Raw genomic sequence first — 21,168 nt, 5'->3', positions numbered from 1 at the left:
TTCCCCGCGCGGCAGCGACCCGTCGTCCCCCGGGCCGGCCGCGGGGTGTCGGCGGAGACTGTCCGACGACGCCTCAGAAGCTCCACGAGATCGTGCTGTCCGCCTGCATGAACGCCACCAGGACCACCAGGTCGGCGACGCCGAGGCCCAGGCCCAGGAACGCGCGGCCGCGGCGCTGGGTGCCGCGCCACAGGGCAAGGCTCGCCAGCACTATGGCGATCGGGCCGAGGAAGACGTTCAGGACGAGGAGGCCGAGCAGGCCCAGCACGAAGGACGCGACGGCCATGCCGTCGGTGTCGCGGATACCGGTGCGGCGCCTGGCCGGAGCGGTGAGCTGCATGGTGATCGACTCCCGGTGTCGGGTCGGTTGCGGTCGGCGAGCGCGTACGGCGGTCAGTGCGCCTGGGTGTGGCGCCGCCGGCCGTGCCGCTCGCGGAGCGCGAAGATGCCGAGCCAGACGGCGATGACGGCACCCGCCGCGACGGAGAAGCCGAGCGGCGCGTGGGCCACGGTGCCCAGCACGGCACCCAGCAGCAGGAGCGCGGCGACGATGAACAGCACGGGAAACAACCCCCTGAGTTTCGGTGAACGCTTGTAGTTACACTTGTTCACTGACTTCCCAGTCTAGCGCGCCTCATGACTTTCCAATTACAGAGAACAGTTGTTAACTGCATGGTATGAGTCACACCCTCGGCATCCGGCAGGCCCAGAAGCAGAAGACCCGGCAGGCGCTCCTGGACGCGGCCCTCGGGCTGCTGGAGGAGCAGAGTCTGAGCAGCCTCGGGCTGCGCGAGGTCACCCGCGCCGTCGGTGTCGCCCCGACGGCCTTCTACCGCCACTTCCGCTCCACGGCGGACCTGGGCGTGGCCCTGGTCGAGGAGGCGCTGGGCAGCCTGCACCCGATGATCCGGACGACGGTGTCCACGACGGGTGACAGCGAGGAACGCATCACGCGCACCATCGAGCTGATCGCCCGTCACGTCGACGGGTACCCCGCACACGTCCGGTTCATCGCCCGTGAGCGACATGGCGGAGTCCAGCCGGTACGGGAGGCCATACGGGAGCAACTGGCCCGGTTCGCCCAGGAGGTCAAGGACGAACTGGCCAAGGACCCGGTCTCCGCGGGCTGGACCGAGGACGACCTGCTGATGCTCGCGCATCTCTACGTCGACCAGATGCTGATCACCGCGTCGCTCTTCCTGGAGGCACTGGAGGGGCCGGAGCGGGAGCGCGAGGAGCGGACCCGGCACGTTTCGCAGATGGCGACCCGGCAGATGCGGCTGATCGGCCTGGGCCGCCATCACTGGCTGGACTGACCGACCGCACGGCAGGGACGACGGGGTCTTGCAGCCCCGCACCGGAGCCCCCGTACAGCTCCGTGACGGAAGCGGCCGCCCGGGCCAGTTCCTCGCGCACCCGAGGGGGCGAGAGGACCTCCACCTGGTCGGCGAACACGAGCAGTTGGCGGGTCTCGGGGAGGAATCCGTACGTCAGCCGCACGGTCGCCCAGTCGCTCTCACCGTCGTCGTCGAGGAGCTCGGCCGGCAGGAAGGCCGTCAGCCGCAGGAACATGTCGAGCCGGTTCCGCCGCACCCGGACGGTGACGTCCAACCCGCCGGGCCGTTCCTCGACCTGGCGCCGCAGGCCCTCCCAGGCGTCGGCGAGTTCGACGCCCGGGCGGCGCCGTACGGGATCGTCGAGGAGCCGGGCGGAGCGCACCCGGTCCGCCCGGAAGAGCCGGGGTTCGGCCCGCCGGTCGGCGACCAGGTACCAGACGCCCGCCTTGGCGACGAGGCCGTACGGGTCGACGGTGTACGTGCGCACCTGGCGCTCTCCGCTGTGCCGGTAGCGCAGCCTCAGCCTGCGGTCGGCGAAGACCGCGTCGCGCAGCACCTCCAGGTCGACGGCCTGCTGCGGCCCGCCGCGCCAGCGGGTGGCGTCGACGAGGATGCGGCGGGAGGCCGTCTCGGCGGCCGGGCGGTGCGGAGCCGGCAGCGCGGCCATCACCTTGCGCAGGGCGGATCCGAACGCCGCGTCCAGGCCGAGGGCGGCGTGCGCGCCCTGCGCGGCCAGGACGAACAGCGCGCGGGACTCGTCGGCGGTCAGACCCGTGACGTCCGTGCGGAAACCGGCGAGCAGTTCGATGCCGCCGTGCCGGCCGCGTTCGGCGTAGACGGGGACACCGGCGGCCGACAGGGCCTCGACGTCGCGGTAGACGGTGCGGACCGACACCTCCAGCCGCTCGGCGAGTTCGCGCGCGGGGACCCGGCCGCGGGTCTGGAGGAGCAGCAGGATCGACAGCAGACGGTCGGACTTCACGGCATCAGCATCGCGGCGGGCGAGGGCCCGGGCAAATGTTGACGGCGTCTGTCAGGTTTTCCGGCCATGCTCCTCCTGTCCACACACCCAGGAGGAGTTTCATGACCAACGACCCCCGTCCGCTGTTCGGCCGCGCCGCGGAGCAGGCCGCCGAGCTCGTCCGGTCCGTGCGCGCGGAGCAGCTCGACGGTCCCACCCCGTGTACCGAGTTCGACGTGCGCACCCTGCTGAGCCATCTCACCGGCGCGACCCACCGGGTGGCCGTCGTCGCCGAGGGCGGTGACGCGAGCGCCGTTCGGCCGTTCGCCGAGGGCGTGCCGGACGACGGCTGGACGGCCGCGTACGACGAGGCCCGGATCCGGGCCGTCAAGGCCTGGGCGGGCGACGACCGGCTGGACGCGGTGATGCGCCTGCCGTTCGGCGAGATGCCCGGCCGGGCCGCCCTGTCGGCCTACGTCCTGGAGACGGTGACCCACACCTGGGACCTGTCCGAGGCCCTGGGGTACCCGCGCGAACTGGACCCGCAGCTCGCCGAGTTCGCGCTGACCGTCGCCCAGCGCATGCTGCCGGACGAACAGCGGGACGAGAACACGCCGTTCGCCACGGCCCGGCCGGTCCCCGAGGGTGCCGACGCCTACGGCAGGCTGGCGGCCTGGCTGGGGCGCGAGCCGCTCAGCCGAGCCTGACCCGGGCGAGCTGACGGGACTGCGCCACCAGCCGGTCGGCGCTGTCCCAGACCTCGGCGTCCTCCTCGAGGAAGCCGCCGGCGAGGTTGCGCGTGGTGATCGACACGCGCAGCGGGCCCGGCGCCGGGCGGCAGCGGACGTGCACGGTCAGCTCGACGGTGGGCACCCAGCCCTTCAGCCCGAGCTCGAAGGCGGTGGGCGGCAGGGCGTCCACCGCCAGCAGCAGGGAGAGCGGGTCGTGGTCGCGGCCGTCCGCGAGCCCGAACCAGGCCCGCATCTCGCCCTTTCCGGAGGGCTGCCCGAGGGCCCAGCCCAGGGTCGACGGGTCGAGCTTGAGCATCAGACGGTCGGCGATCGCCGAGCTGCCGTCGACGGGGGCGGGTCCGTCCTCCGGGCCGAAGCAGTGCTCCAGCGGCGGGATCGCGGGCGGCCTGGCCGTCGTACGGACGTCGTCGGGCAGGGCGTCCAGGTCGCCGTAGGAGGCGAGGACGCGGATGCGTTCCACCTCGCGGCCCGTCTCGTCGTACTGGAAGAGGGAGGCCTGGCCGGTCGACAGGGTCCGGCCGGTGCGGACGGTGTCCGTGCGGACGACCGCCGGGCCGGGCTGCGACGCGGTCAGGTAGTGCGCCGAGATGGTGAAGGGGTCGGCGTGCGGCAGGGTGTCCGCGAGCGCGCGACCCAGGACGGCCAGCAGATAGCCGCCGTTGACGGCGCTGATGATCGTCCAGCCGGCGGAGAGGTCGATGTCGTAGACGCCGGGCGCGCGTCGGGTGAGCGCGGTGTCGCGGTCGAACTCGCTGTCGCCGATCGTGGCCCGGACGGCCGGTGCGGTGGCTGCTTCTGACATGGCTGAACAGTACAAGAACTAACTACTAAGCGGTAGCTTTGGTCGGCTCGGTCTTGGGTGAGGCGCAGGCAATTTCTCGGTAAGTGTCCGTACTCGTCCGTAAACCCGGAGGCCGGTCCGGCCCTCTGACGGGACATGAGCCTCACCGGGACTCCGTTCCTCTACACGCTGATCGCGCTGTCGGTCGTCGCGCCGGCGCTGCCGCTGGCCCTGTGGTCGCGCCTGCGCGGCCCCCGCGCCCTGCGCACCGCGACGCGCGCGCTGATGCTGCTGTTCGCCCAGGGAACCGCTGTGGCGCTGGTCTTCACGCTGGTCAACAACGCCAACAACCTGTACGACAACTGGGCCGACCTGCTCGGCACCGGCGACCACGTGCAGCAGGCGGCCGACCTGGGCGCGGACGGCACCGGAGGCATCGCCCTGAAGCGGCTGCCGAAGGTGCACCAGACGTTCCGGCCGGCCACCGGGTCCGGCATGGGCGCGGCCGGCGGGGTGCGCGTCACCCAGCTCACGGGCCGGGTGTCGGGTGTGAACGCCGAGGTCTACGTCTGGCTCCCGCCGCAGTACGACGAACCGGCCTACCGGCACCACAGGTTCCCGGTCGTGGAGCTGCTGCCCGGCTACCCCGGCTCGGCGAAGGCCTGGTTCGGCTCGCTGCACGCGCACGAGCAGCTGGAGCCGCTGATGCGGGACGGGCAGGTCGCCCCGTTCATCCTCGTCGCGCCGCGCACCAATCTGCTGGCCGGGGTGGACACGGGCTGCGCCAACATCCCGGGCACGGTCAACGCCGACACCTGGCTGAGCGTCGACGTGCCGATGATGGTCATGGCCAACTTCCGTGCCGAGTCCGCCCCGCAAGGCTGGGCGGTGGCCGGCTACTCGGCCGGGGCGCACTGCGCGGCCAAGCTCGCCGTCGCCCACCCCGACCGCTACCGGGCCGCCGTCAGCCTGTCCGGTTACAACGACCCGATCGGCGAACGCGCCTCGCTCGCCGCGCAGAACCCCGCCCTCCGGGCCGAGAACAACCCCTGCCTGCTGCTGCGCGGGGCGCCCGTCCCGCCGCGCGTCTCGCTCTACCTCTCCGGCCAGCCGCACGACGGCTACGAGGCGGCCCTCGCCCTGGAACAGACAGCGAAGGCACCGACGACCGTGCACGTCGTGTACATCCCGAGGAGCGCGGGCGGTCACACCATGGCGCTGTGGCGGCCGCAGGTGGTCCCGGCGTTCCGCTGGCTGACGGAGGTGACCGGCCGCGGCCGGGTCACGGCAGGACGGGCTGCTCCTCCTCGCTCACCGTCGACCGCCGGTGCCAGGCCCGCGGAGCTCGCCAGTGGAACCGCATCGCGAGCAGGCGCAGTACGAAGGCGGTGACCACCGCGAGGCCGCTGGTGAGCGGGTTCAGGACGTCGTAGCGGATGCACAGGGCGACCAGCGCGGCGCCGACGATCGCCGGGACCGCGTACAGGTCGCGGTCCCAGCGCAGCAGCGAGGGCACCTCGTTGGCGAGGACGTCCCGCAGCACACCGCCGCCCACCGCGGTGGTCAGCCCCAGACCGGCGGAGGCGGTCAGGCCGAGCCCGTACTCGTACGCCTTGATCGTGCCGGCGACGCAGAACAGGCCGAGGCCGGCCGCGTCGAAGACGTTCACGGCGACCTGGATCCGCTCCACCTGTGGGTGCAGGAAGAAGACGAGGAGCGTGGCGAGCAGCGGCGTGAGGAAGTACCCCAGGTCCGTGAAGGCGGCGGGCGGCACGGCCCCGATGACCAGGTCACGGAAGAGCCCGCCGCCCAGCGCGGTGACCTCGGCGAGCACGGCGATGCCGAACACGTCGAAGTTCTTGCGCACGGCCAGCAGGGCGCCGGAGATCGCGAAGACGAAGATGCCGATCAGGTCGAGCGTGTGCTGGACGGAGGGGCTGAACAGTTGCTGGAGCACCCGAACATTCTTACCTGCCGGAGCGCCTCGGCCTTAAGTGTCAAGGCAGAGGCGCTCCGGCAGGGGCTGGGTCACTTGTCCCCGGGCTCCTTGGAGGCAGAATCCGCCGCTTCCTCCGCGGAGGCCTCCGACTCCGTCTCGGCACCCTTCGTGGTGGACTGCGGCCCCTTCTTCGCCGCCACCTCCGCCACCGCCGCCGACGTCTGTGCCGACTCGGCCAGCACCTCGTCGGCGACCAGTGCCGCCGCCTCCTTCGCGGCGGACAGCAGAACGGTGTCCTGCGGGGCCTGGTCCTCGAAGTTCTCCGGGTGGTGGCAGGCGACGCGCTGCCCGGGCCGCAGCTCGATCAGCGGCGGCTCGGTGCTCTTGCAGATCTGCGTGGCCTTCCAGCACCGGGTGTGGAAGCGGCACCCGCTCGGCGGGGCGATCGGCGAGGGCACGTCGCCCCTGAGCAGGATGCGCTCGCTCTTGGCCGCCCTGCGCCGCGGATCCGGGATCGGCACCGCCGACAGCAGGGCCTTGGTGTACGGGTGCATCGGACTGGCGTACAGCGAGTCGCGGTCGGCCAGTTCGACGATCTTGCCGAGGTACATCACCGCGATCCGGTCCGAGACGTGCCGGACGACCGACAGGTCGTGCGCGATGATCACGTACGTCAGGCCGAGCTCGTCCTGGAGGTCGTCCATCAGGTTCACGACCTGCGCCTGGATCGACACGTCGAGCGCGGAGACCGGCTCGTCGGCCACGACCATCCGCGGCTTCAGGGCCAGGGCCCGGGCGATACCGATGCGCTGCCGCTGGCCGCCGGAGAACTCGTGCGGGTAGCGGTTGTAGTGCTCGGGGCTCAGGCCCACCAGCTCCAGGAGGCGCTGGACCTCCTGCTTGACGCCGCCCTCGGGCTCCACGCCCTGGAGCCTGAACGGCGCCGAGACGATGGTGCCGATGGTGTGCCGGGGGTTCAGCGAACCGTACGGGTCCTGGAAGATCATCTGCACGTCGCGGCGGAGCGGGCGCATGCCGCCCGTGCCGAGGTGCGTGATGTCAGTACCGTCGAACTCGATCTTCCCGCCGCTGGGTTCGAGCAGCCGGGTGATGAGACGGCCCATGGTCGACTTGCCGCAACCGGACTCGCCGACGACGCCGAGGGTCTCCCCGCGGCGCACCTCGAAGTCGATGCCGTCCACGGCCTTGACCGCCCCGACCTGCCGCTGAAGCAGGCCCTTCTTGATGGGGAAGTGCTTGACCAGTCCCTCGACCTTGAGCAGCGGTTTGTCATCGTCGTCGGTCACGGCCGTCGTCCCTGCCCGGGTATCGGTCTCGCTCACAGCTTCGGCGCAATCTCTTCGTTCCAGATCCGGGTGCGGTCCTCCTGCGGCAGGTGGCAGGCGGTGAAGTGCCTGCCGCCCACCTCGCGCAGCTCGGGCCGCTCGGTGCGGGTGATCCCGCCCTTGGGGACGTCCGCATACGGACAGCGCGGGTTGAACGCGCACCCCGAGGGGACGTTGATGAGGCTGGGCGGCTGACCCTTGACCGGGATGAGCCGGTCGGTCTGCTCACGGTCGATCCGCGGCATCGAGCCGAGCAGGCCCCAGGTGTAGGGATGCTGCGGCTCGTAGAAGATCGTGTCGACCGGTCCGCGTTCCACGCAGCGCCCGCCGTACATCACGAGGATGTCGTCGGCGATCTCGGCGACCACGCCGAGGTCGTGCGTGATGATGATGACCGCGGAGCCGAACTCCTTCTGCAGGTCCCGGATCAGGTCGAGGATCTGCGCCTGCACGGTCACGTCGAGCGCGGTGGTCGGCTCGTCCGCGATCAGCAGCTCGGGGTTGTTGACCAGCGCCATGGCGATCATGGCGCGCTGGCGCATACCGCCGGAGAACTCGTGCGGGTAGCTGTTGACGCGCTTGTCGGGCTCGGGGATGCCGACCCGGTCGAGGAGTTCGACGGCGCGCCTGCGGGCGGTCTTCTTGTTGACGTCGTGGTGGACCCGGTACGCCTCGACGATCTGGTTGCCGACCGTGTAGTACGGGTGCATCGCGGACAGCGGGTCCTGGAAGATCATCGCCATGTCATGGCCGCGCAGCCGGCGCACCTCGTCGGGGCTCGCCGAGACGAGTTCCTTGCCGTCGAGCCAGATCTCGCCGGACATCCGCACGTTCTTGCCGCGGTTGCCGAGGCGGTGCAGGCCCATGATGGCCAGCGAGGTCACCGACTTGCCGGAGCCGGACTCGCCCACTATGCCGAGGGTCTGGCCCTTCTCCAGCTGGAAGGAGAGCCCGTCGACGGACTTGACCAGGCCGTCGTCGGTCGGGAAGTGCACCTTGAGGTCGCGCACATCGAGGAACGCCCGGGGCTCCCCGCTGGGCGTCGGCTCGCCCACGGCGGCCCCGGTCTTGGTCAGTTCGGTCACGAGAGCCTCACCCGCGGGTCGACGGTGGCGTACAGCACGTCCACCACCAGGTTGCAGAGCACGACGAAGAAGGCCGCCAGCAGGGTGACGCCCAGGATCGGCGGCAGGTCGTTGTCGGTGATGGCCTGAACGGCGTACTGGCCGATGCCGGGCAGGGAGAACACCGACTCGGTGATCACCGCGCCGCCGAGCAGCAGGCCGATGTCCATGCCGAAGACCGTCACGATCGGCGTGAGCGCCGCCCGCAGGCCGTGCTTGACGACGACCTTGCGCTCCTTCAGGCCCTTGGCCCGTGCGGTGCGGATGAAGTCCTCGTTCATGGTTTCGAGCATGCCGGACCGGGTGAGCCGTGCGTAGATGGCGGAGTACAGCAGGGCCAGCGAACACCACGGCAGGAACAGCGTGTTGGCCCACTGGGAAGGGTTTTCGGTGAACGGCACATAGGTCCGCCCGAAGATGTCCAGCTGATAGCTGAAGACGAGCAGGGCCAGCTGGCCGGTGAAGAACATGGGGAGCGACACACCGGCGAGCGCCACGCCCATCGCGGCGCGGTCGAAGAACGAGCCCGGCTTGAGCGCGGAGATCACACCGGCGGCGACACCCGACAGCAGCCACAGCACGGCGGCGCCCGCGGCCAGGGAGATGGTCACCGGAAGCCGGTCCACGAGCTGCGGCCAGACCTCGATGTGGTTCTTGAAGGAGTAGCCGAAGCACGGCATTTCACACTTGGCCGTGGTCGGGCCGAGGTTGTAGGTGGCGCCGGAGACGATCCCCTTGATGAACTCCCAGTACTGCTCGTAGACCGGCTTGTCGAGCCCGAGGTTCTGCTTGACCGCCAGGATGTCCTCGGGCGAAGGGTTCTTTCCGATGTACTGGGCGGCCAGCTGGTCGGGACTCTGCCCGGCCAGTCTCGGCAGCAGGAAGAAGATGCCGAAGGTGACCGCGGTGACGACCAGCAGCAGGATCACTGCCGCGATCGCCCGGCGGATGATGTACGAGATCACGGGGACCGGCGCCGGCGCCCGCGGGGGGTGAGCCCCACGGGCGCCAATGCCTTCACCTGCCTTCCAGGGCTGCTCTTCGCGCTACTTCTTCGTCGTACCGAGGTTGAGGACGTCGTACTGACCGCTCCAGGCGGCCGAGGAGACCACGTTGGTGGCGTTCGGCGAGCGGTACAGCAGGACCTTGAAGTAGGTCAGCGGCACGATGACGGCCTCGTCCATCGTCTTCTTGTCGATCTCGGCGTAGGCGGCGTTGCGCGCCGACTCGTCGGGGTTCTGGATGGACTCGTCGAGCAGCTTGTTGACCTCGGCGTTGTCGAACGACGAGAGGTTCGTGTTGCCGGAGGTGCTGATGGCCTTGCCGTTGAGGATCTGGTTCAGGAAGCCGTAGCCGGTCGGCCAGTCGGCGCCCCACTGCATCATCATGATGCCGATGTTCTGCTTCTTGGCGAAGGCGGGGACACCGGCGTAGTCCGTGAAGTACTTGCCGGACGGGTACTGCTTCATCTCGGCGTTGATGCCGATCTTCTTCAGCGAGTCGATGATCGCCGTGGCCGCGTCGACCTCCTGCTGACGGTCGCTGCGCGCGGAGATGTAGGTCTTGAAGCCCTTCTCCTGGCCACAGGCCTTCAGGTGCCCCTTGGCCTTGGTGGCGTCACCCTTGTTGCCCTGGGTGGGGTAGGAGTCGAACTTCTGGTAGCCGATCACGTCCGGCGGCAGGACCGTGGAGGCGATGTCACCGCGGACCGGGCCGCCCTGGGCGGTCTGCACGGCCACCTTGTCGATGGCGTACTGCACGGCCTTGCGGCACTCGACGTTGTCGAACGGCTTGACCGTGGTGTTGAGCGCCGCGTAGACGAGACGGCCACCGTAGGTGTTGTCGGTGTTGGCCTTCTTGTCCTTGTTGTTGAGCAGCTGGGCCTGGGTCTGCGTGTCCACGCCGCGGCCCGCGAGGTCGACGGTGGTGGTGCCGGCCATCAGGTCCTTGTCGATGGTGGCCTGGTTGACCTTCAGGTTGACCACGATCTTGTCCGGGTACTGCTTGCGCAGCGGGTCGGTCTTGGCGTCCCACTCGGGGTTGCGCACCAGGGTGACCGACTTGCCCTCCTGGTAGCTCTGGAACTTGTACGAGCCGGAGGAGACGATCTTCTTGGTGTAGTCGACGCCGGTGTCCTTGGCCTTCGGCACCGGAGCCGTCTGCGGGGCGGTGACCAGGTAGTCGAAGTCCGTGAACGGCTGCTTGAGCTTGAAGGTGATCGTGTGCTTGTCCGGCGTCTCGATCGACGCCAGGCCCTTGCCGCTCTTGTCCTTGTACGGGCCCTTGTACTTGTCGCCGCCGTCCAGGAACTGGGCGAAGTAGTTCGGGCCGAGGGAGAGCACGTCACGGGCGAAGTTCGAGCGCTCCACCGCGTACTTGACGTCCGCCGAGGTGACCTCGGTGCCGTCCTCGTACTTCACGCCCTGACGGAGCTTGTACGTCCAGGTCTTGCCGCCGTCGGACGACTTGCCCTTGGACTCCGCGAGGTCCGGCACGATCTCGTTGCCCTTCTCGCCGGGAGCCGGCTTGAAGGTGAGCAGCGGACGCGCGTAGAGACGGCTGAAGTTGTACATGTACGCGTAGTACGTGTTGCCCGGGTCGAACGAGTCCGGGACGTCGGACATCGCGTAGGTGACCGTGCCGCCCTTCTCCGTCGAGGTGTTCACGACCGACTTCGTGGCGGCGTCGGCGGTGGCCTTGCTGCCGCCGTCGTCGCCGTTGTCGTCGGCCTTGCTGCAGCCCGCCAGCACGAGGCTGGCACTGCTGATGGCCGCGGCGACGGCAATTGCTGACCTTCGCATGATGGTCGGATTCCCCTTCTGAAGTTGAACACTTGGGCTGGACGCGGCACCGGCCGCGACCGCAGACGTCAGCGGCTGCGGGGGTCGAGAGCGTCCCGGAGGCCGTCACCGAGGAGGTTGAAGGCCAGTACGGTGATGAAGATGGCGAGACCGGGGACGAGCATGTACTGCGGATCGACCTCGAAGAAGTCCACGGCCTGGTTGAGCATGCCGCCCCACGACGCCTGCGGCGGCTGGATGCCCACGCCGAGGAAGCTGAGGGAGGCCTCGAAGAGGATGTTGGTCGGGATGAGCAGCGTCGAGTAGACGATGATCGGCGCGACCAGGTTCGGCAGCAGCTCCTTGAACAGGATGTACGGCCCGGAAGCGCCCATCCCCCGGGAGGCGTCGACGAACTCCCGCTCGCGCAGCGCCAGCGTCTGACCGCGGACGATGCGGCCCATGTAGGGCCAGTTGAAGAAGCCGATGACGAAGATCAGCACGAGGATGTGCAGCGGGAGGCCCTCGAGCCCGAAGGCGCCGCCCTGGAGCGTCGCCGAGATGGCGATGGCGAAGAGCAGCAGCGGGAAGGCCAGGAAGGTGTCCATCATCCGGCTGATGACCGCGTCGACGCGCCCGCCGTAGTAGCCCGCGATCAGGCCGAGCACGGTGCCGATCACATTGGACAGCACCGTCGCTCCGAAGGCGACGACGAGGGAGACCCAGGAGCCCTCAAGGATGCGGGCGAGGATGTCGCGCCCGAACTTCGGCTCCACACCGAGCGGGTGGTCCCAGCTCATGCCGCCGAAGTCGCCCTTGGGGAGCGTGGTGTTGGGGTCGATGAGGTCCTGGTGGAAGGCGTTGGGGTCGAGGCCCAGCAGCGACTGCAGCGGGCGGGACAGGGCGGCCGTCAGGATGAGCAGCACGACCACGACGCCGCCCGCCACCGCCACCTTGTCGCGCTTGAAGCGGGTCCAGGCGATCTGCCCGAGAGACCGGCCCTCGATGTTCTGGGACTTCACACCCGCCAGCACGGCCTCCGGCTGGGCCTCGGCCTGCGATCCGGTGGTCTCGATCGGTGCCGTCACAAGTGCCCTGCCCCTTCTCGCCGGTGGTCACCGGCCCCTTGCCCACCGTTGTCGGGGGCTTGATCCACTTTGGCTATGGCGTGGCGTCCGCAGATGGTACGGCCACCGTCAGGCCGATCCTTCGCTTTGGTATCGCTCACAGGATCGACGGCCTCGCGCCTGAGAGGCGAGTCTTCAACGCGCTCACGATCACACGCCAGGCCTGGTGGAGAAAGTATGCGCAACCGTGATGCCGACTGGGGGATTCCGTTATCCGGACACGCGGGCACGTGGTCCGGACGATATGGCGTTGAAACCTGCGCATTGCACGCAAAGCACCTGGCACCGGCGCGGCGACGGCCGGTGCGGCAACGGCCGGTGCGGGCCGGTCAGTACCTGCCCTGCGCCGGGGGGAAGCCGTAGCCGGAGGCCGGGGCCTGGACGGGGGCCGTGGCGTGGGCCTCGCGGTCGTAGAAGGGGCGGGCGCTCGCGCGCAGCCACATGGCGACCGGGTCGTGTTCGTCGGACATGGCGACGGTGGAGACGGGCAGCCCGTCCGGTACGGCACCGAGGGACTGCTGCATCATCGCGCGCACGGAATCCACGGCCGGCGGGGAGGTGTCGTACACGTCCAGTCCGATGGCCAGATACGGCGCGCCCAGCGCGGGCTGCACCCAGGCCCGGCGCAGTGAGCGGACGGCCGGGGTGCGGTGGGCGTTCTGCGCGAGCAGGGCGTAGAACTGCGGGATCTCGATGGCCGGTTCGGACAGCCGCAGCGGGCCGGCGGGCTGGCGGTCCAGGCCCGTGGCGATCCGGCGCAGGTCGAGCCAGGGGATGCCGACGCCGCCGCCGGGGGCGTGCGGGTTGAGCCACAGGCCGTAGTGGTCGGGGTAGAGGGCGCGGGCGACGTCGACTCCGTCGACCACCTCGTAAGAACGGTTCCAGCCGCTGGCCGAGAGCTCCTGGGCGGAGGTCACACACGGGGCGTAGCCGTAGCCGTCGACCTCCATGTTCCCGTACTGGGCGTCGGGGGAGCCCGCCTGGCCGTGCCAGAGGAGCATCCAGATCTGTCCGGAGTGCGGGGTCGCGAGCGCGCGCAGGAGTGCCTCGTAGGCGTCGTAACGCCCGGGCGTGACCTGGCGCAGCATGTGCTCGACCTGTCCGGCCGCGGCCGTGCCGCTCGCGCTCACCTTTACCGCCCCTTCGTACAACGCCTCGACCGTGACCTAGCTTAAGCCCGCCCGCCGACTCGGGACTTGCCTCGTCCGGCTGGTGCGGGTCCGGCCGCGGGCCTCACTCCTGTGAGCGTTCGCCGGTGAGCCCTGTGAAAGATCTGCTAGTGAACCCCTTGGAAGAAGGGGCGCACCCGCTCCCGCATCCAGTGACCCACCGGGTCCTCCGCCACGTCCAGGAGGATCAGGTTGACCGGCCACGGGGCCGGGGACCTGGTCACGGCCCGGGACAGGGCGTCCAGGGGGAGGGCCCGCAGGTCGCCTTCCCACTGGGAGAGTTCGACGCCCACGAACATCACCGGGTCGGCGGTCTCGATCGCGGCGAGGCAGCGGCGGGCGGTGACGACGACGCCGATCGCCTCGAACTCGGCGGAGGCGGCGGCGAGGAAGTCCACCGGGTCGTCCTGCCAGTCGGGCTCGAAGAGGCGGACGCGGCCGCCGCTCGCGGGGCCGTCCAGGGGCGTCCGGCCGGCCCGGCAGAGCTCGGCCACGGCGGGCGGCGGGAGCGGTATGCCGACCACGCCGCCCGGGTTGACGACTATCCCGGCGTGCGGGGGCAGGCCGCGGGCGAACTCCACGGCGGGCGCGATGGTGTACGACATGTGGGAGCCGACGACCTGGCGGAACTGCTCCTCGGAGCTGAACACCGGTACGTATGCCTGGCCCTCGATCTCGATGCCGGGCAGGTCCAGGGGGCCGCTCTGCGGGCCGCCGCCGCTCGGCAGGGGGACCCAGACGAAACTCCGGCCGAGCACCTCGACGATCCGCCCGCCGGCCGACGGCCCGGCGCCGAGGGAGGCCGAGAGCACCTCCTCCAGTTCGTTGCCTGGCCATCCGCCGTGCGGGTGGGTCTGCGTGTGCGCCGGGAAGTCCGCGGAGAAGTCCGCCGGGAAGTCCATCTGCCTACCGCCTGCCTGGAACCACTGCTGTGGCTCAAAGGCTAGCGTCTCGCGGGCCGCCCGCGGTCAGCCGGTGAACCCGATCCGGCGCAGGGTGTCCGCCGCGTCCCGGTCCACGAGGATCGCCGAGCCGCAGCCCGCGGGCAGTTCGCCCCGCTCCACGGCGTGCAGCAGGCGGGTGGTCGCCGCGCGGTGGCGCAGGAACGCGTACCGCGAGACACCGCGGCCGCGGTCGCGCTGGCCGGCCAGGGCCTCCTCCGGGGTGACGGCGAGCATGAGCAGATGCAGGGTGCCGCCCCGGCGGCGGGCCTCGCGGGCCAGCCAGCGGCGGACCCAGGCCTGGGTGCCGCAGTCGTGCACGACGACGCCCTCGCCGGTGCGCAGGGCGCGGCGCAGCCCGGCGTAGTGGGCCAGGCGGACGAGCGGGCGGTAGACCGCGTACGGCAGGAAGCGCGGCATGCTGCCGTCCCAGCGGTCTCGGGTGTCCTGGGAGTCGATGCGCCGGCCGGGCACGGTGCGCCGCATCAGTGTGGACTTGCCGCTGCCGGGCAGGCCCGTGACCACGACGAGGTCGCGGGGGCCGAAGAGCAGCGCGTGCGGGCTGTGGCCGGCGCGCTCGCGCAGATCGCGGACGACCGGCACCGGCAGCGGGCCGCAGGCCGCCCGTGCCGGACCGGCCGGCTGGTCGGGCAGCGCGACGCCCGATGTCGTGGCGTACGCGGTGGTCCTGTTCACCGTGATCGTCCTCCCCTGGGGCCAGGTACGGAGTCCCATCCCCGCTGAGTGTAAAGAGAAGGTAATGCCCGATGTCTCTCTTTTTAGTCCTCTTCCTGCAACAGGCCTGCTACAGGGTGTGCCCCTGCCACCCCGCGACGATGCGTGCAATGATGTGCGCGCCAACTGCATACCGGCCGTTTGAATCCGCGCGGGAGAGTTCCCAGCACCGCTGACGCTGGGGCGCCGAAGGAGCAAGTCCCTCCCTTGAATCTCTCAGGCCCCGTTACCGCGCGGGCGAGGCACATCTGAAAAGCGGGCCGCCGTCCTCGGCGGTCCCACCCAAGGTGCAAGCCATGTCCTTCATGGCGAACCTCTCAGGTTCCGATGACAGATGGGGAGGAACGACCTCGCCCTCCCCCACGCTCGAACGAGCTCGCGCGGGAGGTACCCCCATTGCCCTTGGGAGACGACCGACCGATGAGCAGTACAGGAGAACTCCGCCACACCGCGCTCGATGCCCTGCATCGTTCGCTCGGCGCGACGATGACCGACTTCGCCGGCTGGGACATGCCCCTGCGCTACGGCTCCGAGCGCGACGAGCACAACGCCGTGCGCACGAAGGCCGGGCTGTTCGACCTCTCCCACATGGGGGAGATCACCGTCACCGGTCCGCAGGCCGCCGCCCTCCTCGACTACGCCCTGGTGGGCAACATCGGCGGCGTCAAGCCCGGCCGCGCCCGCTACACCATGATCTGCCGGGCCGACGGCGGCATCCTCGACGACCTGATCGTCTACCGGCTGGGCGAGACCGAGTTCATGGTCGTCGCCAACGCCTCCAACGCCCAGGTCGTGCTGGACGCCCTGGCGGAACGTTCCGCGGGCTTCGACGCCGAGGTGCGCGACGACCGGGACGCCTACGCGCTGATCGCCGTGCAGGGTCCGGAGTCGCCGGGGATCCTGAAGTCCCTCACCGACGCCGACCTCGACGGCCTGAAGTACTACGCCGGTCTGCCGGGCACGGTCGCGGGCGTCCCGGCCCTGATCGCCCGCACCGGCTACACCGGCGAGGACGGCTTCGAGCTGTTCGTGAAGCCGGAGCACGCGGTCGAGCTGTGGCAGGCCCTGACCAAGGCGGGCGAGGGCGCCGGACTGGTCCCCTGCGGGCTGTCCTGCCGCGACACGCTGCGCCTGGAGGCGGGCATGCCGCTGTACGGGCACGAGCTGAGCACCTCCCTGACGCCTTTCGACGCCGGTCTCGGCCGCGTGGTGAAGTTCGAGAAGGAGGGCGACTTCGTGGGGCGCGAGGCCCTGGTCGAGGCCGCCGCCCGCGCCGAGCAGAACCCGCCGCGCGTGCTGGTCGGGCTCGTCGCCGAGGGCCGCCGCGTCCCGCGCGCCGGGTACGCGGTCGTGGCCGGCGGCGAGGCGGTCGGCGAGGTCACCTCCGGCGCCCCCTCCCCCACGCTCGGCAAGCCGATCGCGATGGCGTACGTCGACGCCGCGCACGCCGCGCCCGGCACGCCCGGCGTGGGCGTGGACATCCGGGGCAGTCACGAGCCGTACGAGGTCGTGGCGCTGCCGTTCTACAAGCGGCAGAAGTAGACACTGGCCGGGGACCGCGGCAGGCGTCCCCGCGGTCCGTCGTTCCAGCTCACCAGCAGTCCCCCCGTCAACAGCACTCCCGCGCGTACAGGAGAATCCAGGCCATGAGCAACCCCCAGCAGCTGCGTTACAGCAAGGAGCACGAGTGGCTGTCGGCCGCCGAGGACGGCGTCGCGACGGTCGGCATCACGGAGCACGCGGCCAACGCGCTCGGCGACGTGGTCTTCGTCCAGCTCCCCGAGGTCGGTGACTCCGTGTCCGCGGGCGAGACCTGCGGCGAGCTGGAGTCGACCAAGTCGGTGTCCGACCTCTACTCCCCCGTCTCCGGCGAGGTCACCGAGGTCAACGAGGACGTCGTGAACGACCCGTCGCTGGTGAACTCGGCCCCTTTCGAGGGCGGCTGGCTGTTCAAGGTGCGGGTCACGGACGAGCCGGGCGACCTGCTCTCCGCCGACGAGTACACCGCTTTCTCCGCCGGCTGAGGAGGCGTAGCCGTATGTCCGTCCTGAACACACCCCTGCACGAGCTCGACCCGGCCGTGGCCGCCGCGGTCGACGCGGAGCTGCACCGGCAGCAGTCCACCCTCGAGATGATCGCCTCGGAGAACTTCGCGCCGGTCGCGGTCATGGAGGCGCAGGGCTCGGTCCTCACCAACAAGTACGCCGAGGGCTACCCGGGCCGCCGCTACTACGGCGGCTGCGAGCACGTCGACGTGGTCGAGCAGATCGCGATCGACCGGGTCAAGGAGCTGTTCGGCGCCGAGCACGCCAACGTGCAGCCGCACTCGGGCGCCCAGGCCAACGCCGCCGCGATGTTCGCGCTGCTCAAGCCGGGCGACACCATCATGGGTCTGAACCTCGCGCACGGCGGGCACCTGACCCACGGCATGAAGATCAACTTCTCCGGCAAGCTCTACGACGTCGTCGCCTACCACGTCGGCGACGACGGCCGGGTCGACATGGCCGAGGTCGAGCGGCTGGCCAAGGAGTCCAAGCCGAAGCTGATCGTCGCGGGCTGGTCGGCCTACCCGCGGCAGCTGGACTTCGCCGCCTTCCGCCGGATCGCGGACGAGGTCGGCGCGTACCTGATGGTCGACATGGCCCACTTCGCCGGGCTCGTGGCGGCGGGGCTGCACCCGAACCCGGTACCGCACGCGCATGTGGTGACCACGACCACCCACAAGACGCTGGGCGGCCCGCGCGGCGGTGTGATCCTCTCCACGGCCGAACTGGCCAAGAAGATCAACTCCGCCGTCTTCCCCGGTCAGCAGGGTGGTCCGCTGGAGCATGTGATCGCGGCCAAGGCGGTCTCCTTCAAGGTCGCGGCCTCGGAGGACTTCAAGGAGCGCCAGCGCCGTACGCTGGAGGGTGCCCGCATCCTGGCCGAGCGTCTGGTGAAGGACGACGTCCGGGCCGTGGGCGTGGACGTCCTGTCCGGCGGCACGGACGTGCACCTGGTCCTGGTCGACCTGCGCCACTCGGAGCTGGACGGACAGCAGGCCGAGGACCGCCTCCACGAGGTGGGCATCACGGTCAACCGGAACGCGATCCCGAACGACCCGCGTCCGCCGATGGTGACGTCCGGTCTGCGGATCGGCACGCCGGCCCTGGCCACGCGCGGGTTCGGGGCGGAGGACTTCGCGGAGGTCGCGGACGTCATCGCCGAGGCGCTGAAGCCGTCGTACGACGTGGAGGCCCTCAAGGCCCGGGTGAAGGCCCTGGCCGACAAGCACCCGCTGTACCCGGGTCTGAACACATAACGAAGAAACCTTTCGGGCGCCGTGCGGCCACGAGCGGCGCGGCGCCCACCCCCTCTGCACCACCCCCGTAGTCAGGAGTTCCCGTGGCCATCTCGGTCTTCGACCTGTTCTCGATCGGCATCGGCCCGTCCAGCTCCCACACGGTCGGCCCCATGCGCGCGGCCCGGATGTTCGCGCGACGGCTGCGCAACGAGGAGCTGCTGGCCCCGACCGCGAAGGTCCGCGCGGAGCTCTACGGCTCGCTCGGCGCCACCGGCCACGGCCACGGCACGCCCAAGGCGGTGCTGCTCGGCCTGGAGGGCGACTCGCCGCGCACGGTGGACGTGGAGACGGCCGACGCACGGGTGGAGGCGATCAGGACCGGCGGCCGGCTCCAGCTGCTGGGCGAGCAGGAGATCGCGTTCTCCTACGACGACGACATGGTCCTGCACCGCCGCAAGGCGCTGCCGTACCACGCGAACGGCATGACCCTGTGGGCGTACGACGCCTCGGGCGCGGAGCTGATGTCGAGGACGTACTACTCGGTCGGCGGCGGCTTCGTCGTCGACGAGGAGGCGGTCGGCGCGGACCGCATCAAGCTCGACGACACCGTGCTGAAGTACCCCTTCCGCACGGGCGACGAGCTGCTGCGCATCGCCGGGGAGACGGGCCTGTCGATCTCCGCGCTGATGCTGGAGAACGAGCGGGCCTGGCGCACCGAGGAGGAGATCCGCGCCGGCCTGCTGGAGATCTGGCGGGTGATGGAGGCGTGCGTGGCGCGCGGCATGTCCCGCGAGGGCATCCTGCCGGGCGGTCTGAAGGTGCGCCGCCGGGCCGCGAACACCGCCCGCAAGCTGCGCTCCGAGGGCGACCCGAAGGCCCTCGCCATGGAGTGGATCACGCTCTACGCGATGGCGGTCAACGAGGAGAACGCGGCCGGTGGCCGGGTCGTCACCGCACCGACGAACGGCGCGGCCGGCATCATCCCGGCGGTCCTGCACTACTACATGAACTTCGTGCCCGGCGCCGACGAGGAGGGCGTGGTCCGCTTCCTGCTCGCCGCGGGCGCGATCGGCATGCTGTTCAAGGAGAACGCGTCCATCTCCGGCGCCGAGGTCGGCTGCCAGGGCGAGGTCGGCTCGGCCTGCTCGATGGCGGCGGGCGCCCTGGCCGAAGTGCTGGGCGGCTCCCCGGAGCAGGTCGAGAACGCCGCCGAGATCGGCATGGAGCACAACCTCGGCCTGACCTGCGATCCCGTGGGCGGCCTGGTGCAGATCCCGTGCATCGAGCGCAACGGCATGGCCGCGGTGAAGGCCGTCACGGCCGCGCGCATGGCGATGCGCGGCGACGGCTCCCACAAGGTGTCCCTGGACAAGGTCATCAAGACGATGAAGGACACCGGCGCGGACATGTCGGTGAAGTACAAGGAGACGGCGCGGGGCGGGCTGGCCGTCAACATCATCGAGTGCTGACAGCCCGGGCGGCGCCGGGCGGCGGCCGCCACGGTCGCGGCGGTCCCGGCAGTCCTGGCGGTCGCGGCAGTCCCGGCGGAAGGCGCTGTCGCCGCCCCTGCCGGTGAGGCGCGTCAGCTCGTCGAAGGCGCGCGGGCGCGGGCTCTGCGGTCACCTGGCCGCCTCGCGGATCTCCGCGACGGCCGCGGGCAGGTCGGCCGGGTCCTCGGTGACGACGACCGCCACGACGGTGTCCGTGCCGGGCCAGTCCTCGGCGAGGACGACCCGCGGGCGGGCGAGCGCGGCCATGGCCACCTCGTCCGCCGGGCGCCCGTCCTTGGGCAGCAGCACCATGGCCGCGCCGCGGCTGGGCTCGGGGGTCTCGCCGGGCAGCTCTCCGTCGGTGAGCAGGGCGAGCAGCGCCTCGTACGGCCGGACGGCCCCCTGGTGCGCGTACGGGATGAGGTGGGAGTTGATCAAGTCGCCGCCGAGCCGTCCGCCGACCTCCAGGACGACGGGGCCCGCGGAGCCGAACCGCAGGTCGACGTGGAACCCCCCGGTCCCGAGGCCGACGGCGAGCACGGCCTGCTCGGCGACCCGCATCAGGTCCTTGACCTGCGTGTCCGTCAGGGCGGAAGGGACAGCCGTGGCCCACGACGGGGACAAGGGCCCGTCGACGCTCTTGTCGGTGACGCCGAGGATCCGCACCGTGCCGTCGGCGACGACACCCGAGACGGAGTGCTCGGAGCCGTCGACGTACTCCTCGACGAGGAAGTCGCCGGTCCTGGAGTAGTTGGCTGCCGTGAGCGCGAACACCTCGTCCAGGCCGGTGTCCTGGGTGACCAGCACCATGCCGCGGCCGCCGGAGCAGTGGGCGGGCTTGAACACCAGGGGCCGGCCCGCGGTGCCGAGCTCCGACATGACGGCCCGCAGGTCGTCGAGCGTCCGCCCCGCCCGCCAGGGCGGGTTGAGCCCGTACGGCTCCATGGCCCGGCGCTGCGCGGCCTTGTCGGTGGTGACGGCCGCGGCGTCGGTACCGATGCCGCGCACCCCGAACCGGTCGGCGAGCAGCGCGGTGAGGCCGACGTACTTGTCGCCCCAGCAGACGACAGCGACGGGGGCCTGGTCCGGGGATGCCTCGGCGGCCTGCTCCGCGAGCGAGGAGCCGCGGTCGAAGGAGCCGAGCCGGTGGCCGGGCAGCCCGGTGTGGGAGAGGTCGGCGTCGGACGCGACGTGGACGCTCAGTCCCCGTGCGGCGGCGGCGCCGAGTTCGGCGCGCCATTCCAGGGGCGAGCGCCGCAGGCCGAGGTAGAGCACGGTGCCGCTCCCGGCCTCGCCGCCGTCGTCCGCTGCCGTCGGGGTCACCGCAGGGGTGTGTGCTGTCGTCATCTGGTCGGACACCGTTCTCGTTCGCCGTCGTGGCCCTTGCGCCTCCCTTGGAGGCC

20 protein-coding genes, 1 pseudogene and 2 riboswitches are annotated in these 21,168 nt (G+C 70.7%); of the genes and pseudogenes, 7 read left to right on the top strand and 14 right to left on the bottom strand.

Annotated features, from left to right (window positions below; all coding sequences use genetic code 11):
• Window positions 1–73 precede the first annotated feature (73 nt).
• Together QC385_RS26160 and QC385_RS26155 are read right to left on the bottom strand one after the other, a co-directional pair.
• Window positions 74–340, bottom strand: a complete 267-nt coding sequence (locus QC385_RS26160) for a DUF4190 domain-containing protein (RefSeq protein WP_086848976.1) — start codon at window positions 338–340, stop codon at window positions 74–76.
• Window positions 341–393: 53 nt separating this feature from the next.
• Window positions 394–561 carry a hypothetical protein gene (locus tag QC385_RS26155; protein ID WP_150483164.1) on the bottom strand — a complete coding sequence of 56 codons (168 nt, stop codon included), beginning with the start codon at window positions 559–561 and terminating at the stop codon, window positions 394–396.
• 116 nt (window positions 562–677) lie between these two features.
• On the opposite strand from QC385_RS26155, the gene QC385_RS44115 reads away from it, so the two are divergent.
• Window positions 678–1,316 carry a TetR family transcriptional regulator gene (locus QC385_RS44115; protein ID WP_336621331.1) on the top strand — a complete coding sequence of 213 codons (639 nt, stop codon included), beginning with the start codon at window positions 678–680 and terminating at the stop codon, window positions 1,314–1,316.
• A gap of 49 nt (window positions 1,317–1,365) precedes the next feature.
• Here the strand turns inward: QC385_RS44115 and QC385_RS26145 are convergent.
• Window positions 1,366–2,319 (bottom strand): annotated as a pseudogene (locus QC385_RS26145) (helix-turn-helix transcriptional regulator); the annotation flags it as partial.
• A gap of 101 nt (window positions 2,320–2,420) precedes the next feature.
• Between QC385_RS26145 and QC385_RS26140 the strand changes: the two are divergent.
• The gene (locus QC385_RS26140) at window positions 2,421–3,005 is read left to right on the top strand and encodes a TIGR03086 family metal-binding protein (protein WP_279543800.1); all 585 of its coding nucleotides are present in this window, start codon (window positions 2,421–2,423) and stop codon (window positions 3,003–3,005) included.
• Here QC385_RS26140 and QC385_RS26135 read toward each other — a convergent pair.
• Complete coding sequence (locus QC385_RS26135) at window positions 2,992–3,852, bottom strand: thioesterase family protein (protein ID WP_279543799.1); 861 nt, start codon at window positions 3,850–3,852, stop codon at window positions 2,992–2,994. The two genes, QC385_RS26140 and QC385_RS26135, sit on opposite strands and share 14 nt — an antisense overlap.
• A gap of 135 nt (window positions 3,853–3,987) precedes the next feature.
• Between QC385_RS26135 and QC385_RS26130 the strand changes: the two genes are divergently transcribed.
• On the top strand, window positions 3,988–5,223 hold the full coding sequence (locus QC385_RS26130) for an alpha/beta hydrolase (RefSeq protein WP_279543798.1): 1,236 nt from the start codon (window positions 3,988–3,990) through the stop codon (window positions 5,221–5,223).
• Here QC385_RS26130 and QC385_RS26125 read toward each other — a convergent pair.
• The 9 genes from QC385_RS26125 to QC385_RS26085 all read right to left on the bottom strand — a co-directional run bounded on the left by QC385_RS26125 (window position 5,114) and on the right by QC385_RS26085 (window position 14,953).
• Window positions 5,114–5,788 (bottom strand): trimeric intracellular cation channel family protein, encoded by a 675-nt coding sequence (locus QC385_RS26125; RefSeq protein WP_279543797.1) that lies wholly within the window; start codon window positions 5,786–5,788, stop codon window positions 5,114–5,116. The two genes, QC385_RS26130 and QC385_RS26125, sit on opposite strands and share 110 nt — an antisense overlap.
• A gap of 71 nt (window positions 5,789–5,859) precedes the next feature.
• Window positions 5,860–7,113: an ABC transporter ATP-binding protein gene (locus QC385_RS26120; protein ID WP_279543796.1), complete on the bottom strand. Its 1,254-nt coding sequence runs from the start codon at window positions 7,111–7,113 to the stop codon at window positions 5,860–5,862.
• Window positions 7,110–8,201 carry an ABC transporter ATP-binding protein gene (locus tag QC385_RS26115; protein WP_279543795.1) on the bottom strand — a complete coding sequence of 364 codons (1,092 nt, stop codon included), beginning with the start codon at window positions 8,199–8,201 and terminating at the stop codon, window positions 7,110–7,112. Before QC385_RS26115 ends, QC385_RS26120 begins: the two co-directional genes overlap by 4 nt.
• Entirely contained in the window at window positions 8,198–9,205 is a 1,008-nt protein-coding gene (locus QC385_RS26110; protein ID WP_059422738.1) for an ABC transporter permease, read from the bottom strand. Before QC385_RS26110 ends, QC385_RS26115 begins: the two co-directional genes overlap by 4 nt.
• 81 nt (window positions 9,206–9,286) lie before the next feature.
• Window positions 9,287–11,041 carry an ABC transporter substrate-binding protein gene (locus QC385_RS26105; protein ID WP_279543794.1) on the bottom strand — a complete coding sequence of 585 codons (1,755 nt, stop codon included), beginning with the start codon at window positions 11,039–11,041 and terminating at the stop codon, window positions 9,287–9,289.
• Window positions 11,042–11,109: 68 nt separating this feature from the next.
• Window positions 11,110–12,108, bottom strand: a complete 999-nt coding sequence (locus QC385_RS26100) for an ABC transporter permease (protein ID WP_279543793.1) — start codon at window positions 12,106–12,108, stop codon at window positions 11,110–11,112.
• 368 nt (window positions 12,109–12,476) lie between these two features.
• The gene (locus tag QC385_RS26095; protein ID WP_279543792.1) at window positions 12,477–13,277 is read right to left on the bottom strand and encodes an enhanced serine sensitivity protein SseB C-terminal domain-containing protein; all 801 of its coding nucleotides are present in this window, start codon (window positions 13,275–13,277) and stop codon (window positions 12,477–12,479) included.
• Window positions 13,278–13,423: 146 nt separating this feature from the next.
• Entirely contained in the window at window positions 13,424–14,218 is a 795-nt protein-coding gene (locus QC385_RS26090; RefSeq protein WP_279543791.1) for an enhanced serine sensitivity protein SseB, read from the bottom strand.
• Window positions 14,219–14,284: 66 nt separating this feature from the next.
• Complete coding sequence (locus tag QC385_RS26085; protein ID WP_279543790.1) at window positions 14,285–14,953, bottom strand: AAA family ATPase; 669 nt, start codon at window positions 14,951–14,953, stop codon at window positions 14,285–14,287.
• Between the two features lie 181 nt (window positions 14,954–15,134).
• Window positions 15,135–15,234: riboswitch (glycine riboswitch) on the top strand.
• Window positions 15,235–15,336, top strand: a riboswitch (glycine riboswitch).
• 76 nt (window positions 15,337–15,412) lie between these two features.
• On the opposite strand from QC385_RS26085, the gene gcvT reads away from it, so the two are divergent.
• The 4 genes from gcvT to QC385_RS26065 all read left to right on the top strand — a co-directional run bounded on the left by gcvT (window position 15,413) and on the right by QC385_RS26065 (window position 19,744).
• Complete coding sequence (gcvT, locus tag QC385_RS26080; RefSeq protein ID WP_279543789.1) at window positions 15,413–16,534, top strand: glycine cleavage system aminomethyltransferase GcvT; 1,122 nt, start codon at window positions 15,413–15,415, stop codon at window positions 16,532–16,534.
• Window positions 16,535–16,638: 104 nt separating this feature from the next.
• Window positions 16,639–17,016 carry a glycine cleavage system protein GcvH gene (gcvH, locus tag QC385_RS26075; protein ID WP_059422730.1) on the top strand — a complete coding sequence of 126 codons (378 nt, stop codon included), beginning with the start codon at window positions 16,639–16,641 and terminating at the stop codon, window positions 17,014–17,016.
• 14 nt (window positions 17,017–17,030) lie between these two features.
• Window positions 17,031–18,293, top strand: a complete 1,263-nt coding sequence (glyA, locus tag QC385_RS26070) for a serine hydroxymethyltransferase (protein ID WP_279543787.1) — start codon at window positions 17,031–17,033, stop codon at window positions 18,291–18,293.
• 83 nt (window positions 18,294–18,376) lie between these two features.
• Window positions 18,377–19,744 carry an L-serine ammonia-lyase gene (locus QC385_RS26065; RefSeq protein ID WP_279543785.1) on the top strand — a complete coding sequence of 456 codons (1,368 nt, stop codon included), beginning with the start codon at window positions 18,377–18,379 and terminating at the stop codon, window positions 19,742–19,744.
• Window positions 19,745–19,894: 150 nt separating this feature from the next.
• On the opposite strand, the gene QC385_RS26060 is transcribed toward QC385_RS26065, so the two are convergent.
• Window positions 19,895–21,112 carry an ATP-grasp domain-containing protein gene (locus QC385_RS26060; protein WP_279543784.1) on the bottom strand — a complete coding sequence of 406 codons (1,218 nt, stop codon included), beginning with the start codon at window positions 21,110–21,112 and terminating at the stop codon, window positions 19,895–19,897.
• Between the last annotated feature and the right edge of the window lie 56 nt (window positions 21,113–21,168).

This window comes from Streptomyces sp. DH10, from assembly GCF_029813805.1.
GTDB classification, from domain to species: Bacteria; Actinomycetota; Actinomycetes; order Streptomycetales; family Streptomycetaceae; genus Streptomyces; species Streptomyces coeruleofuscus.
This window is presented reverse-complemented; position numbering and strand designations above follow the sequence as displayed.